Origin of the sequence: Streptomyces sp. NPDC048392, assembly GCF_043200575.1 — a bacterium.
Classification (GTDB): domain Bacteria; phylum Actinomycetota; class Actinomycetes; order Streptomycetales; family Streptomycetaceae; genus Streptomyces.
The window spans coordinates 78,656-94,556 of sequence record NZ_JBICYB010000011.1; the positions used below are offsets into that span (position 1 = coordinate 78,656).

The 15,901-nt window shown below is 71.0% G+C and carries 10 protein-coding genes and 1 pseudogene; 6 read left to right on the forward strand and 5 right to left on the reverse strand.

Features of this window, described 5'->3' with window-relative positions; translation table 11 throughout:
* Positions 1-2: 2 nt before the first annotated feature.
* The 3 genes from ACGFYH_RS17305 to ACGFYH_RS17315 all read right to left on the reverse strand — a co-directional run bounded on the left by ACGFYH_RS17305 (position 3) and on the right by ACGFYH_RS17315 (position 3,630).
* On the reverse strand, positions 3-872 hold the full coding sequence (locus tag ACGFYH_RS17305; protein WP_393803969.1) for a hypothetical protein: 870 nt from the start codon (positions 870-872) through the stop codon (positions 3-5).
* Positions 873-1,053: 181 nt separating this feature from the next.
* Positions 1,054-2,157, reverse strand: coding sequence for a metallophosphoesterase family protein (locus tag ACGFYH_RS17310; RefSeq protein WP_393803970.1), 1,104 nt, complete (start codon positions 2,155-2,157; stop codon positions 1,054-1,056).
* 360 nt (positions 2,158-2,517) lie between these two features.
* Positions 2,518-3,630 (reverse strand): LacI family DNA-binding transcriptional regulator, encoded by a 1,113-nt coding sequence (locus ACGFYH_RS17315; protein WP_393803971.1) that lies wholly within the window; start codon positions 3,628-3,630, stop codon positions 2,518-2,520.
* Positions 3,631-4,031: 401 nt separating this feature from the next.
* Here ACGFYH_RS17315 and hisC point away from each other — a divergent pair, with 401 nt between their 5' ends.
* A complete protein-coding gene (gene hisC / locus ACGFYH_RS17320) occupies positions 4,032-5,111 on the forward strand; it encodes a histidinol-phosphate transaminase (RefSeq protein ID WP_393803972.1) in 1,080 nt (359 codons plus the stop codon).
* Positions 5,112-5,150: 39 nt separating this feature from the next.
* Here hisC and ACGFYH_RS17325 read toward each other — a convergent pair.
* A pseudogene (locus ACGFYH_RS17325) lies at positions 5,151-5,529 on the reverse strand (cyclophilin-like fold protein).
* Positions 5,530-5,739: 210 nt separating this feature from the next.
* Between ACGFYH_RS17325 and ACGFYH_RS17330 the strand changes: the two are divergent.
* The 5 genes from ACGFYH_RS17330 to ACGFYH_RS17350 all read left to right on the forward strand — a co-directional run bounded on the left by ACGFYH_RS17330 (position 5,740) and on the right by ACGFYH_RS17350 (position 14,926).
* Positions 5,740-7,245: a cytochrome ubiquinol oxidase subunit I gene (locus ACGFYH_RS17330; protein ID WP_393803973.1), complete on the forward strand. Its 1,506-nt coding sequence runs from the start codon at positions 5,740-5,742 to the stop codon at positions 7,243-7,245.
* A gap of 21 nt (positions 7,246-7,266) precedes the next feature.
* Positions 7,267-8,271, forward strand: a complete 1,005-nt coding sequence (cydB, locus tag ACGFYH_RS17335; protein WP_393803974.1) for a cytochrome d ubiquinol oxidase subunit II — start codon at positions 7,267-7,269, stop codon at positions 8,269-8,271.
* 58 nt (positions 8,272-8,329) lie between these two features.
* Positions 8,330-11,836, forward strand: a complete 3,507-nt coding sequence (gene cydD / locus ACGFYH_RS17340; RefSeq protein ID WP_393803975.1) for a thiol reductant ABC exporter subunit CydD — start codon at positions 8,330-8,332, stop codon at positions 11,834-11,836.
* A gap of 238 nt (positions 11,837-12,074) precedes the next feature.
* Positions 12,075-13,754, forward strand: coding sequence for a GAF domain-containing sensor histidine kinase (locus ACGFYH_RS17345; protein ID WP_393803976.1), 1,680 nt, complete (start codon positions 12,075-12,077; stop codon positions 13,752-13,754).
* Between the two features lie 122 nt (positions 13,755-13,876).
* Entirely contained in the window at positions 13,877-14,926 is a 1,050-nt protein-coding gene (locus ACGFYH_RS17350) for a peptidoglycan DD-metalloendopeptidase family protein (RefSeq protein ID WP_393803977.1), read from the forward strand.
* Between the two features lie 47 nt (positions 14,927-14,973).
* Here the strand turns inward: ACGFYH_RS17350 and ACGFYH_RS17355 are convergent, their stop codons facing one another.
* The gene (locus ACGFYH_RS17355; RefSeq protein WP_393803978.1) at positions 14,974-15,861 is read right to left on the reverse strand and encodes an HAD family hydrolase; all 888 of its coding nucleotides are present in this window, start codon (positions 15,859-15,861) and stop codon (positions 14,974-14,976) included.
* Between the last annotated feature and the right edge of the window lie 40 nt (positions 15,862-15,901).

The following is a 15,901-nucleotide window of genomic DNA, read 5'->3' on the forward strand; positions in this document are numbered from 1 at the left end:
GGCTACTCGGACCGCTGTTCCGGGCCGCCGAAGTCCGGGCTGCTGTAGTCCGGGCTCGAGTACCTCGGACGCGGGCCCGCCTCCGGGCCGCCGTCGGGGCTGGTGAACCCGGGACGGCCGTAACCGAGGTGCGGCATGCGGCTGCCCGGTGACGCCGGTCCCGTGCGGTGCAGTGCCGCCGTGCCCGGGCCGGTGAGCGCCTCCTGGAGGAAGGGCAGGATGCCGCGTTCCAGCAGGGCCTCGTGCCAGGCCTCCCTGGCCCGGGCCACCTCCTCGTCGAGTACGCCGTAGAAGCCGGACTCGGCGGAGGGGCGGTTGCGCAGCGCGGTGAGCAGAAGTCCCACCGCGGCGACGAGCATCGCCACCGCGGTGACGGCACCGAACACCCATCCTGTGGTGAGCATGGTCTGCGCGAAGGCCTGACCCGGGTCGAGCATCTTCAGGGCGTACCCGACGAGCAGGAAGATCGCCGCGGCGATGCCGGCCAGGACCGGCGCCAGGACGGCGACTACGGCGACGGCCCCCGCACCGGTCGCCTCGGCCATCTCGCCCATGGTGGCGGCCAGTCCCGCCCCGCCCGTGCCCTGCTCCTCCGAGCCGGATCCGCGCGTGGTGGACGACGGGCCCGGGGGCGCCGGGTGGCGCAGTTCCTCGCGGACCTTCACGTAGTGCTGATACTCGGTGGTGGCCGCCGCCGTGATGAGGGCGGTGGCGTTGAGTGCCATGGTGCGCAGTTGTTCGGAGTTGAGCCGCTGTCCGACAGCGGCCAGTTCCGGGCGGTGTGGTGCGGAGCGCAGCGCCTCGTCGAGGACCCGCTCGTACTCTTGGCGGTCCTCGTTCGACAGGTGCTGCGGAACGCTGTTCATGTGCATCCCCCGATGCTCCGTAGGGCTTGGGGCTCGCATGCCAACGAGCCGTCGGGCAGAAACGGAGGGGAGCCTGCTACGGATAAGCCGATGGTAGAGCGGTGACGGTGGACGGTGACAGGGGGTTTCCAGAAATTGGGTCCCGGTGTGTAGGTAACCGCCGCCGAGAAACCGGCCCGGTGAACGGTCAGGCGTCGAGTGGAAGTCGCTGGACCAGCAGCTTTCCGGCCATGGTCACGCCGCCGTCCATCGCGACGGCCAGGCCGTCCGCGTAGACGTGAGGTCCCTCGACCGTGGTACGGGTGTCGTCCTCGCCGTCCTCGGAGCCGACTTCGCCCAGCAGGTAGGGGATGGGGCTGTGGCCGTGCACGATCCGGGTGCCGCCGTACGTGTCGAGCAGTGAGCGCACGGCGTCGGCGCCGCCCTCGTCGCGGAAGGAGAAGCGCTTGGTCAACTTGCGGAACAGGTCCCACACCTCCTCCGCGTCGCTGCGCGTGAGCGTCTCGCGGACGGTGTCGTTGACCTCTTCGATGGACCGGCCGTAGTCGAGGTAGGTGGTGGCGTCCGAGTGGACCAGGAGGTGGTCGTCGACCTCTTCCATGGCGTCGAGACGGGCCATCCACTGCAGGTGGTGGTCCTGCAGGCGGTCCATGTCGGTCTTCTGGCCGCCGTTCAGCAGCCAGGCGGCCTGGAAGGTGGCGGTACCCGCGCCGGAGTTGACGGGCGTGTCGCCGAACCGCTTGGCGCCGAGCAGCAGCAGTTCGTGGTTGCCCATCAGCGCCTTGCAGTAACCGCCGGCCGCGGCGGCCTCCGCGGACAGCCGCATCACCAGGTCGATGACGCCGATGCCGTCCGGACCGCGGTCGGTGAAGTCCCCGAGGAACCACAGGCGGGAGGTGCCCGCGCACCACTGGCCGGCTTCGTCGACGATGCCCTTCTCCCGCAGGGCGGCCAGCAGCTCGTCGAGGTAGCCGTGCACGTCGCCGACGACGAACAGGGGGCCGTGCCCCGTGGTCGGCCGCTGCACCACGACCGGCTCGGGGTCGACGGCGACCTGGACCGTGTCACTCCGACGGATGACGGGCAGATCGCGCTGGGTGGGCGTGTAGCCCTCGGGGAGGGCCTCCTCGAGTCCCTCCCCGGAGGGTGGCGCGGTCTCGCCCGCGTGCGGGTCGGCGGCGTACGGAGCGGTCTCGTGGACGTACGCGGGCACCCGGAAGTCGCGCACCGTCGCCGTCCGCTCCACCTCGGGTCCCTGACCGGCCCCCTGAGTCATCGACCCCTCCACCATCGCGCCGCATCTGCACCGCTTCGGACTGCCTGGTCGCAGCGGCCCGCGGTGTGTGGGCCCATCATAGGAATGCGGATCGCGCCGTGTGATGACCCAGGGGTGGTGAATCAGGACAGGACTCCGGTTCACCGTGGCTTTCGCCCCGATTGGGCCTGGCTTCGTCCCCTCGCGACCGCGACCCGGCCGTACCGCGGATGTGCCGGATGTGGTCTCAGCCGACCTTCTTCGCCGACCTTCTCCGCCGACCTTCTTCGCCGTGCTTCCGCGGCTGCCGTTGCGGCCGATGGCGCGCCGCTGCCGGCGGACCCGCCGTCGCCCCGCGGTATCACCGCACCCCGGGGCGCGTCGGCCGCGGAGGCCCTACTCGCCCTCGGGCGACCGCGGCGGGCTGACCGTTGTGCGCGGCGGGCGGCGCTGCGACGACGTGCGCACGATCAGTTCGGTCGGTATGACCTGCCCGACCGGATGGTCGGAGTGCAGGCCCTCGATCGCGTCGATGAGGACCTGGATCACCGCTGTGCCGATGCGGCGGGGCTTCAGCGACAGGGTGGTGATGGGCGGCTCGGTGCTGGCGTACACGGTCGACTCGCTGCAGCAGACCAGCAGCAGGTCCTCGGGGACGCGCAGTCCGTAGCGGCGGGCGGCGGCGAGCAGGTCGGTGCCGTTCGGGTCGAACAGGCCGTATACGGCGTCGGGCCGGTCGGGGCGGGCGAGCAGCCGGTCGGCGGCGACCGCGCCGGCGCACGGGTCGTGTGCGGGGTAGGACTCGTAGACCGGGTCCTGGCCGACACGCTCGCACCAGCGCAGGTAGGCGGTGGTCGACAGATGGGTGTAGGTGTCGGTCGTGGTGCCGGTGAGCAGGCCGATCCTGCGGGCACCGGCGGCGGCGAGGTGGTCGAGGATGCCGAGCACGGCGGCCTCGTGGTCGTTGTCGACCCAGGCGGTGACGGGGAGCGAACCGGCCGGGCGGCCGTCGGACACGACGGGTAGGCCCTGGCGTACCAGTTCGCTGACGACCGGGTCGTGGTCCGAGGGGTCGATGACGACCGTGCCGTCGAGCGCGACGTTTGACCACACGTCGTGACGGGAGGTCGCCGGAAGGATGACGAGGGCGTAGCCACGGGCGAGCGCGGCGGACGTGGCGGCGCGCGCCATCTCGGCGAAGTACGCGAACTCGGTGAAGGTGAAAGGTTCATCCCCGTACGTCGTCACGGTCAGGCCGATGAGTCCGGACTTGCCGGTGCGGAGCGTGCGGGCGGCGGCCGAGGGCCGGTAGCCCAGTCGGTCGGCGACCTCGCGCACATGGCGCCGGGTGGCATCCGGGAGTCGGCCCTTGCCGTTGAGGGCATCGGAGACGGTAGTGATGGATACTCCGGCGGCGGCGGCCACGTCCCTGATACCCGCCCGACCCGGCCTGCTGCCTCGACGTGAGGTTTCCGCGCGGCTCACCTGGTGCTTCCCTGCTGCTGTCATGGCGAGCCGATAGTAGGGCTCATGGGGTGGGGTAGGGCGGACGCATATGCACGCGTTGACAGTCACGTTTCTGCATGATCATTAGCGCTGAACAACCTCAGAAAGCGAACCAGTTGGGCCCACCCGACCCATTACCTGACCTGTCGACCGGTGAGGGCCTGCGAGGTGGCAGATGTTGCGAAGAGGTCTCAACTCACCTGGACGAGGGATGCGCGCCACGGCGTGAGCCACCGGCGCGTAGATATATGTGCGGCGCGCCCCCCGAATCGTGCGCCTTCGTGCCCTGATGCCCCTGATGCGGGTGTGACGGAGGAGGTCCGGCCACACCTATACGCACCGGCGGCGAATCCTCATAAGGTGAGAAGTATTCGATGCCGGTGGTGGTCACGAGGAGGACTGCGGTGAGCGAGAAGAGCCCCAAGCTGCGCGCCGAGCTGGAGGGGATTCCCACCTACAAGCCGGGCAGGCCCGCCGCGACCGACGGTCCGGTGGCCTACAAGCTGTCCTCCAACGAGAACCCCTATCCGCCCCTGCCGGGAGTGATGGAGACGGTGTCGGCCGCCGCCTCCTCTTTCAACCGGTACCCGGACATGGCCTGTACGTCGCTGATGGGCGAGTTGTCGGACCGCTTCGGCGTGCCTCTCTCCCACCTGGCCACCGGGACCGGGTCGGTCGGTGTGGCCCAGCAGCTGATCCAGGCGACCTCGGGCCCCGGTGACGAGGTGGTCTACGCCTGGCGCTCCTTCGAGGCGTATCCGATCATCACGCAGATCAGTGGTGCCACGTCCGTCCAGGTGCCGCTGACACCGGGCGACGTGCACGACCTGGACGCGATGGCGGACGCGATCACCGACCGGACCCGGCTGATCTTCGTCTGCAACCCCAACAACCCGACGAGCACGGTGGTGCGGCGGGCCGAACTGGAGCGGTTCCTGGACCGGGTGCCAAGCGATGTGCTGGTGGTCCTGGACGAGGCCTACCGGGAGTTCATCCGCGACGCCGAGGTGCCGGACGGCGTCGAACTCTACCGTGAGCGGCCCAACGTCTGCGTTCTGCGCACCTTCTCCAAGGCCTACGGTCTGGCCGGCCTGCGGGTCGGGTTCGCGATCGCCCACGAGCCGGTGGCGGCGGCGCTGCGGAAGACGGCGGTGCCCTTCGGGGTCAGCCAGATCGCGCAGGAGGCCGCGATCGCCTCGCTGCGTGCCGAGGACGAGCTGATCGGCCGGGTCGGCTCGCTGGTGTGCGAGCTCACCCGCGTGGTCGACGCGTTGCGCGCGCAGGGCTGGACGGTGCCGGAAACCCAGGCCAACTTCGTCTGGCTGCGGTTGGGGGAGCACACGGTCGCCTTCGCGAACGCCTGTGAGCAGGCCGGCGTGGTCGTCCGGCCCTTCGCGGGCGAGGGGGTGCGGGTGACGGTCGGGGAGAGCGAGGCGAACGACATCTTCCTGAGGGTGTCGGAAGAGTTCCGCAAGGAGCTGTAGGCAGACGTCAGGGCCTAGCTAGACGTAGGCGTCGACGGGTTAAACCCAGTCGATGCGTACCGGGTCGCCCTCGCGCACCGTCGCCAGCAGGCGGGGGTCGCCGTCGAGACGGCCCAGGACGTTGCACGGACTCGCGAGGCGGCACTCGGTGCCTCGCGAGATCGGTGTGGGCCCGTGGGGGAGGGCCAGGGCGTCGCCATCGGTCCAGAAGGCCACCGTGCCCGGGTCGACGACCTCCCGGGCGTCCGTTTCACGTGAAACCGACACCTGTGCCGAAGTGCACCTCCTCGCCCCAGGTGTGGGCGGAGGCGGTGAGCGGCAGGGCCTTGAGCAGCGCTTGCGTGGTCGGGGTGTCGTCGAGGGTCGCGGTGAGGTTCCCCGCGGGCCACGAGATCCGTAGGCGCGCGCCTGTCCGCATGTCTCGGATTCAACAAGGTGTTGAAGTTCCTGCCAAGGGGTTGACGTCACAGGGGACCCCCCTTCCGGTGTCGAAAAGCAGTAGGTCATAATTGCTTGTGAATGTGAACGCGTTCACAAGCGTGTCCCGATTGCGCCCGCGTTGGGTGTGACAAACACGCTCAAAATGCCGCTGACCACGGCGATGTGGCGATGTGAGGAGAGTGACGACGTGGACATGGCTCTGGCGCCGGAGACGCTGGCCCGATGGCAGTTCGGCATCACGACCGTCTACCACTTCCTGTTCGTCCCGCTGACGATCTCGCTGGCCGCTCTCACGGCCGGACTGCAGACCGCCTGGGTCCGCACGGAGAAGGAGAAGTACCTCAGGGCGACCAAGTTCTGGGGCAAGCTGTTCCTGATCAACATCGCGATGGGTGTCGTCACCGGCATCGTGCAGGAGTTCCAGTTCGGCATGAACTGGTCTGACTACTCCCGCTTCGTCGGCGACGTCTTCGGTGCCCCGCTCGCCTTCGAGGCACTGATCGCCTTCTTCTTCGAGTCCACCTTCATCGGCCTGTGGATCTTCGGCTGGGACAAACTGCCCAAGAGGATCCACCTGGCCTGCATCTGGATGGTCTCGATCGGCACCCTGCTGTCGGCGTACTTCATCCTCGCGGCCAACTCCTGGATGCAGCACCCCGTCGGCTACCGGATCAACGAGGAGAAGGGCCGCGCCGAACTCACCGACTTCTGGCAGGTCCTCACCCAGAACACCACCCTCAACCAGGTCTTCCACAGCTTCTCGGCGGCCTTCCTCACGGGCGGCGCCTTCATGGTCGGCATCGCCGCCTTCCATCTGATGCGCAAGAAGCACATCCCGGTGATGCGGACGTCGCTGCGGCTCGGCCTGGTCACCCTCGCGGTCGGTGGTCTGCTCACCGCGGTCAGCGGCGACACCCTCGGCAAAGTCATGTACGAGCAGCAACCGATGAAGATGGCCGCTGCCGAGGCGCTGTGGGACGGCGAGAAGCCGGCGCCGTTCTCCGTGTTCGCCTACGGGGACGTCGACAAGGGGCACAACAAGGTCGCCCTGGAGATCCCCGGACTGCTGTCCTTCCTGGCACACAGCGACTTCGATTCCTACGTCCCGGGCATCAACGACACCAACAAGGCGCTCCAGGAACAGTTCGGGCCGGGCGACTACAAGCCCATCGTCCCCGTCGCCTACTGGGGCTTCCGCTGGATGATCGGCTTCGGCATGGCGTCCTTCTCCCTCGGCCTGCTGGGCCTGTGGCTGACACGGAAGCGGTTTCTGCTGCCGCCCGCCCTGCGCACCGGTGAGGACGAGGTCCCGCGTCTGGTGCTGCTGAGGAAGCCGCTCGGATCGCAGCTCACCCGGATGTACTGGCTGCTGGCGCTGTGGACGATGGCGTTCCCGCTGATCGCCAATTCCTGGGGCTGGATCTTCACCGAGATGGGCCGGCAGCCCTGGGTGGTCTACGGCGTGATGCAGACCCGGGACGCGGTCTCCCCCGGTGTCTCCACGGCCGAGGTCGTCATCTCGATGTCTGTCTTCACCCTGCTGTACGCCGTCCTGGCGGTCATCGAGGTCAGGCTGCTCGCGAAGTACGTCAAGGCGGGCCCGCCCGAGCTGGCCGAGGCCGACCTCAATCCGCCCACGAAGACCGGCGGCGATCTACGTGACGCCGACAAGCCGATGGCCTTCTCGTACTAGGCCGAGGGAGCTGCACAGTCAATGGAACTGCACGACGTCTGGTTCGTTCTGATCGCCGTCCTGTGGACCGGCTACTTCTTCCTGGAGGGCTTCGACTTCGGGGTAGGCGTGCTCACCAAGCTGCTCGCCCGGAACCGGGCCGAGAAGCGGGTGCTGATCAACACCATCGGCCCCGTGTGGGACGGCAACGAGGTGTGGCTGCTCACGGCAGGCGGTGCGACCTTCGCCGCCTTCCCGGAGTGGTACGCCACGCTCTTCTCCGGGTTCTACCTTCCCCTGCTCGTCATCCTGGTCTGCCTGATCGTCCGGGGGGTCGCCTTCGAGTACCGCGTGAAGCGGCCCGAGGAGAAGTGGCAGCGCAACTGGGAGAGCGCGATCTTCTGGACCTCACTGATCCCCGCGTTCCTCTGGGGTGTGGTCTTCGGCAACATCGTTCACGGCGTGGAGATCGACCGGGACCTGGAGTACGTCGGCTCCGTCGGGGACCTGCTCAACCCCTACGCCCTCCTCGGCGGCCTGGTCACGCTGACGCTCTTCACCTTCCACGGGACGGTGTTCACCGCGCTCAAGACCGTCGGTGAGATCCGTGCGCGGGCGCGGACCCTGGCGCTGCGGGTCGGTCTGGTCACGGCTGTGCCGGCCCTGACCTTCCTGCTCAGGACGCAGGCCGACAACGGGGACGCCAAGAGCCTGATCGCCCTCGTGGTGGCCGTGGCCGCCCTGGTCGCCGCCCTGGTGGCGAACCAGGCCGGGCGTGAGGGCTGGTCGTTCGCCCTGTCCGGTGTCACCATCGTGGCCGCCGTGGCGATGCTCTTCCTGACGCTCTTCCCGAACGTGATGCCGTCCACGCTCGACACGGACTGGAGCCTCACCGTCACCAACGCCTCGTCCAGCGCCTACACCCTGAAGATCATGACCTGGCTGGCCGTCATCGCCACGCCGGTCGTTCTGCTCTACCAGGGCTGGACGTACTGGGTGTTCCGCAAGCGCATCGGCACCCAGCACCTCGCCGACGCCGCGCACTGAGTCCAGCGGGTGCGTTTCACGTGAAACGCACCCCGCAGGGCAGGAAGGCCTGTTTCACGTGAAACCCATCGATCCACGTCTTCTGCGGTACGCCCGCGCCACCCGGCTCTTTCTGGCGGCCGTCGTCGCCCTGGGCGCCGTCGGGGCCGGATTGCTCGTCGCCCAGGCGATGCTCATCGCCGAGGTGGTGGTGGGCGCCTTCCAGCACGGCACGACAGCGGCCGGACTCCGTACTCCGCTGCTGCTGTTGGTGGCCGTCGCCTGCGGTCGTGCTCTGGTCGGCTGGCTCACCGAACTGGCCGCGCACCGGGCGAGTGCGGCGGTGAAATCAGAGCTTCGGGGCCGACTGCTGGAGCGGGCCACCGCGCTCGGTCCCGGCTGGCTGAGCGGCCAGCGGACCGGATCGCTGGTCGCCCTGGCCACCCGGGGGGTCGACGCCCTCGACGACTACTTCTCGCGCTATCTGCCGCAACTGGGCCTCGCGGTGGTCGTGCCCGTGGCGGTGCTGGCCCGCATCGTCACCGAGGACTGGGTCTCGGCGGCCATCGTCATCGGCACCCTGCCGCTCATCCCGGTCTTCATGATGCTGATCGGCTGGGCCACCCAGTCCCGGATGGACCGGCAGTGGCGGCTGCTGTCCCGGTTGTCCGGCCACTTCCTGGACGTGGTCGCCGGGCTGCCGACCCTGAAGGTCTTCGGCCGGGCCAAGGCACAGGCCGAGTCGATCAAACGCATCACCGGCGAATACCGCCAGGCGACCATGCGGACCCTGCGGATCGCCTTCCTGTCGTCCTTCGCGCTGGAACTGCTCGCCACGCTGTCCGTCGCCCTCGTCGCCGTCACCGTCGGCATGCGCCTCGTCCACGGTGACATGGCCCTGTACGACGGCCTGGTCGTGCTCGTGCTCGCGCCCGAGGCCTATCTGCCGTTGCGGCAGGTGGGTGCGCAGTACCACGCGGCGGCCGAGGGCCTCGCCGCCGCCGAGGACATCTTCTCTGTGCTTGAGCGTCCCGTACCTGCGCCGGGGACCGGCCCGGTCCCGGTGGACGGTGCCCTGACCTTCGAGGACGTGACGGTCCGCTATCCCGGACGCTCCGCGGACGCCGTCACGGAGCTGAGCTTCACCGTCGGGCCCGGGGAGACGGTCGCGCTCGTCGGCCCGAGCGGGGCGGGCAAGTCGACGCTCCTCCACACCCTGCTCGGCTTCGTGTCCCCGACCGCGGGACGGGTCCGGATCGGGGGAGCCGACCTCGCCTCCCTCGACCGGGCGCAGTGGCACACTCGCGTCGCCTGGGTGCCGCAGCACCCGCACCTGTACGCCGGCACCATCGCGGAGAACGTGCGGCTGGCCCGGCCCGACGCCGACGACATCGCCGTGCGGCGGGCCCTGCGGGACGCGGGCGCCCTGGAGTTCGTGGACGCGCTGCCCGAGGGCACGGCGACCGTGCTCGGCGAGGACGGGACCGGTCTGTCCGCCGGACAGAGGCAGCGGCTCGCGCTGGCCCGGGCGTTTCTCGCGGACCGGCCGGTGCTGCTGCTCGACGAGCCGACGGCCGCCCTGGACGGGGCCACCGAGGCCGGGGTCGTGGAAGCCGTACGCAGGCTGGCGGAGGGGCGGACGGTCCTGCTGGTGGTGCACCGTCCGGCCCTGCTCGAGGTGGCCGACCGCGTGGTGCGGCTGGACGTGTCGGCGACCGCCGCCACGTCCGACGACACCCCCGGAGTGCCGGGCGCGCGGACCGCCGAGGAGCCCCGCCAGGTCTCCGCTCCGGACACCTTCGACGCCCCGGGGCCCGCCCGGCCGGGCACGGATGCCCCAGGCGTGCTCTCCAGGGTCCGTGCCCTGTCCGGCGCCCGGCGCGGGCGGCTCGGCCTCGCGCTGCTGCTCAGCAGCCTGGCGCTCGGCAGCGCCGTCGGCCTGATGGCCACCTCCGGGTACCTCATCGCGCGGGCCTCCCAGCAGCCGCCGGTGCTGTATCTCATGGTGGCCGTGACGGCGACGCGCGCCTTCGGCATCGGGCGGGCCGTGTTCCGTTACGCGGAGCGCCTCGTGTCCCACGACGCAGTGCTGCGGATGCTGGCCGACACACGGGTCGCCGTGTACCGGAGGCTGGAACGCCTGGCCCCCGCCGGGCTGGGCCGCAGCCGTCGGGGCGACCTGCTGTCCCGGCTCGTCGCCGATGTCGATGCCTTGCAGGACCACTGGCTGCGTTGGCTGCTGCCCGCCGGTAGCGCGGTGGTCGTCTCCGCCGCGGCGGTGGGATTCACGGCCTGGCTGCTGCCGGAGGCGGGCGTGGTACTCGCCGTCGGTCTACTGGCGGCCGGTGCCGGTGTTCCGCTGGTCACCGCAGCCGTGGCGCGGCGGGCCGAACGCAGGCTGGCCCCCGCCAGGGGCGTGCTCGCCACCCGGGTGACGGACCTGCTCACCGGCACCGCCGAACTGACCGTCGCAGGTGCTCTGCCCGGGCGTGCCGCCGAGGCACGGCGGGCCGACGGCACGCTCACCCGGATCGCGTCGCGTGCCGCCACCGCCACCGCGCTGGGCGACGGGCTCACCGCGCTCGTCTCCGGCCTGACCGTCGCGGGCGCCGCCCTCGTCGGGGTCCGGGCGGTCGCCGACGGCCGGCTCGCAGGCGTGGCCTTGGCCGTCGTCGTCCTCACCCCGCTGGCCGCCTTCGAAGCGGTACTCGGGCTGCCACTCGCCGCGCAGTACCGGCAGCGCGTACGCAGGAGCGCAGAGCGCGTGTACGAGCTGCTCGACGCCCCGGAGCCGGTGCGGGAACCGGAGGTGCCCCGGCAGGCCCCCGCCGCCCCGTTCCCGGTGGTCCTCAAGGGGCTGGCCGCGCGTCATGCCGGGCAGGACCGGGACGCGCTGGCCGGGCTGGACCTGACACTGGCGGAAGGGCGTCGCATCGCCGTGGTGGGTCCGTCCGGAGCGGGCAAGACCACCCTGGCCCAGGTTCTGCTGCGCTTCCTCGATCCGGACGCGGGCTCTTACACGCTGGCCGGTGTGGACGCCCACGCCCTGGCCGGCGACGACGTACGGCGGCTCGTCGGGTTGTGCGCCCAGGACGCGCACCTCTTCGACAGCTCGCTGCGCGAGAACCTGCTCCTGGCCAGGAAGGATGCCACCGAGGGCGAACTGCGCGACGCGCTGGGACGGGCCCGGCTGCTGGAGTGGGCCGACAGCCTGCCCGACGGTCTGGACACGCTCGTCGGTGAGCACGGGGCCCGGCTGTCCGGCGGTCAGCGCCAGCGGCTGGCCCTGGCCCGGGCGCTGCTCGCCGACTTCCCCGTCCTGGTGCTCGACGAGCCCGCCGAGCACCTCGACCTGCCGACCGCCGACGCGCTCACCGCCGATCTTCTGGCGGCCACGGAGGGCCGTACCACCCTGCTGATCACGCACCGGCTGGCGGGACTGCGGGCCGTGGACGAGGTGATCGTCCTGGACCGGGGCCGGATCGTGCAGCGGGGCACGTACGCGGAGCTGGCGGCCGTGCCGGGGCCGCTGCGGGAGATGGCCGGACGAGAGGCGGCGGCGGACCTGCTGGTGGGAGCGCGGTGACCGGTCGACGGAGCGATGACGACCACCGCGCTCCTCGTCTCGGCGGCTTCCTCGCCGGGCCTCGTCGACCTCCTCGCCGGACCTCGGCAACCTGCGAGCCCCAACCTGGGCAACCGTCACCGCGTGCCCTGGCGACCGCCGCCGCGGACCCTGGTGACCGGCCGGCCCGGCCACGGCTCCGCGAGATTCTCCGGGAATGCGACTATCCAGAACAAATGGGTCTCATTAGGCTCGGGTCATGCCCTCAGCACCGCCTCCCGGCTCGCCGCCCCGTGAGGGGGCCTCGTCCGAACTTCTGGCACGGGTGCCGAAGCTGCTGGACGCGATGCGGTCCGTCGGCAGCGGACTGGAGCTGCACTCCACGCTGCACCGGATCTGCCGAACGGCCGCGGACCTGGCGCACGCCCGGTACGCGGCCATCGGCGTCGTCGACGAGGACGGCGACGGCCTCGCCGACTTCGTGCACCACGGTCTCGACGAGGCGACCGTCCGGCGCATCGGCCACCTCCCGGACGGCCGAAGGGGTCTGCTCGGCGCGCTCATCCGTGATCCGGAGCCGGTCCGGCCGACCGACCTGACCGGGGACCCGCGCTCGTGCGGCCTTCCCGATCACCACCCGCCGATGCGCAGCTTCCTGGGGGTCCCCATCCGTGTGCAGGGTGAGATCTTCGGAAACCTCTACCTGACCGACAAGCACGCGGGCGAGCCCTTCGACGACTATGACGTCGCCATGGTCCGCGTCCTGGCCACGGAGGCCGGTATCGCCATCGGCAACGCGCGACTGCACGAGGCCGCCCAGCAGCGGGAGCGCTGGATCGACGGCTCGGTCGCCGTCACCACCGCGCTGCTCGCCGGCGGCGACACCGACGACGCCCTCCAGACCGTCGCCGAGCAGGCCCGCCGGCTCTCCGGAGCGGCCGCCGGGATCGTGCTGCTGCCGGCCGACGGGGGCGGTCTGGAGGTCGTGGCCGTCGACGCGCCCCACCGCACCGGCGCCCTCGGCGTGGTCATTCCACCGGAGAACGGCATCGTCACCGAACTTCTCGCCGGACGCCCCGTGTTCGTGGACGACGCCGCCACCGACCCGCGTCTGGACGCCGGACCGGCGCGCTCCTACGGTCCGGTCATGCTGTTGCCACTGTGCAGGGACGGGAAGGTCCTCGGGGGTCTCGCCATGCCCCGCGCCCGAGGAGACCGCCCGTTCACACGGACGGAGCGCGCGCTCGGCGACCGGTTCGCCTCGCAGGCGGCGCTGGCGCTGATGATGGCCGACGCCCAACGCGACCGGGAACGGCTCGCCGTGTACGAGGATCGGGACCGTATCGCCCGGGACCTGCACGACCTCGTCATCCAGCGGCTGTTCGCGACGGGGATGATGCTGGAGAGCGCCCAGCGCGGGTCGGCCGCGCCCGAAGTGCGCGACGGGGTCGGTGGGGCCGTCGACGAACTCGACGTCACCATCCAGGAGATCCGATCGGCGATCTTCGCACTCCAGCAGCCCGCCGAGGCACCCGCGGGACTGCGCACCCGCGTACTGCGCGAGATCACCATGGCCGCCGTACCGCTGGGTTTCACGCCCTCGCACCGTTTCGTCGGTCCGGTCGACACCGCGGTCGGTGACCTGACCGGCAAGAACCTCATCGCCGCGCTGCGCGAGACTCTGTCCAACGCCTTCCGGCACGCCCGTGCCTCCCGCATCGAGGTGGTCGTGGACGCGACGGCGGTCCTGCCGGACGGTCGGCCGGGCGTGCGCCTGTCGGTCGCGGACGACGGCGTCGGCATTCCCCAGGCCGGCCGGCGCAGCGGCCTGCACAATCTCGAGCGCCGTGCCGAGTCGGTGGGCGGCGCCAGTCGGTTCGGACCGGGCGTCGGTGCGGACGGCGGTGGCACGACGGTGCTGTGGGAAGCGCCGTACTGAGCGCTGCCGACGCCGTGTTGCCCCGTGTGCAGCAGCCAGACTGAGCCATGTGCAGCAACAGGTCCCCCACTCGTGCGACGTGAACGCGACCGTGGGCCCCGCGCCGGTCCACGATCGCTGCCATGCGCTCATCCCGCCGACACCCGCTGCTCGTTCCGGCGTTGCTGTGCGCACTCGCCCTGCCGGCGGCCCGCCCCGCCGACGGCATGGACGGGGACGGAGGGTCCGGTACCGCCCTCGGCCCGCAGGTCGCGCGGCTGTACGAGGACGCGGCGAAGGCCACCCGCCAGTACGAGGACGGCCGGCTAGAGGCCGAGGTGCAACGGTCGAAGGCCCTGGAGTACGAGCGGCAGCTCGACGGGCAGCGGCAGGAGATCGACGCCGTGCACGAGGACCTGGGCCGCATCGCCCGCGCCCAGTACCGCAGCGGCGGCGGTCTCCCGCTCACCGCGCGGATGCTGCTCGCCGACGACCCCGACGGGCTGATGCGCGGCCAGCGGGCCTTCGCGCGTGCCGACCTGGCCGTCAACAGGGCCATCGGCAAGAGCCTGCGGGCCGAGGCCCGGCTCGCCGCCGACGAGGCCAAGGCGCGGACGGCCTGGCAGGCGCTGGAGAAACGCAACGCCGACCTGGTGAGGCTGAAGAGGAAGATCGAGGGCAAGCTGGAGGCGGCGCGTTCACGGCTGGAGGGACAGGCGGACGCCTCCGTCGCGGCCGGCGCGTGCCCCGGCGCGGTCCGCCTCGACCAGCGGGACGTGCCCGTCGGCCCGTCCTGGGTGGCACCGGTCGAGACCTACGAGCTGTCGGCGTCCTTCGGCAGTGGCGGGTCGCGGTGGGCGAAGCGGCACACCGGCCAGGACTTCGCGGTACCGGTCGGGACACCGGTGCGCGCGGTCGGCACGGGCCGTGTCGTGAAGGTGACCTGCGGCGGGGCCTTCGGCATCCAGGTCGTCGTCCAGCACGCGGACGGCTATCACACGCAGTACGCCCATCTCTCCGCCGTCGCCGTCGACCAGGGCGAACGGGTCGGCCCCGGGCAGTGGATCGGTCAGTCCGGCAGCACCGGCAACTCCACCGGGCCCCACCTGCACTTCGAGGTACGGGTCACCCCGGAGACGGGCTCGGCGCTGGACCCGGTGCCGTGGCTGTCACAGCGCGGGGTGCCGCTGTGACGGTTCCGGGCGTGCCCGCGTGACCGGGCGTGCTGCGTCACCGGGGGTCAGGGCAGGTCCGCCAGCATCCGCTCGATCACGACCGCCACCCCGTCGTCGTTGTTGGCGACGGTCTGCCCCGAGGCGGCGGTGACCACGTCCGGGTGGGCGTTGCCCATCGCGTACGACTGTCCCGCCCAGGTGAGCATCTCGACGTCGTTGGGCATGTCACCGAAGGCGACGACCTCCTCGTGCGAGATGCCGCGCTCGGCGCAGCACAGGGCGAGTGTGCTGGCCTTGGAGACGTCCGGACCGCTGATCTCCAGCAGGGCGCTGGGGCTGGACCGGGTGACGTTGGCACGGTCGCCGATGGCGAGGCGGGCCAGCGTGAGGAAGCCGTCGGGCTCCAGTTCCGGATGGAAGGCCAGGATCTTGAGGACCGGTTCGGCTGCGGCGCGACCACCCGGCGCGAGGATCTCCTCGGCGGGCAGGAGGGCGTCGGGGTCCTCCAGGTGGATTTTCGGGTAGGTCGGCTCCTGGTGGAAGCCGTAGGTCTGCTCGACCGCGTACACCGTGCCGGGTGCCGCCTCACGCAGCAGCCGTACGGCGTCCAGCGCGTTCTCCGGGGGCAGCTCACGGACCTTGACGAACCGGTGCGAGCCGGGACCGCCGTGCAGGTCGACCACGGCGGCCCCGTTGCCGCAGATGGCGAGGCCGTGACCGTGGACGTGGGTGCTGACGACGTCCATCCAGCGGGCGGGGCGGCCGGTGACGAAGAAGACCTCGATGCCCGCCTTCTCCGCGGCGGCCAGCGCGGCGACCGTGCGCGGGGAGACCGACTTGTCGTCGCGCAGCAGGGTGCCGTCGAGGTCGGTGGCGATGAGCCGCGGGCGAGTGGCGGCGGCCGGGGGCTCGGGCTGGCGGGTCGCTGAAGTCACCCGGTCATTGTCACGCATCTGTGTGCACGCCCGTGCGAGGGTCCGCACATTTGTGAGC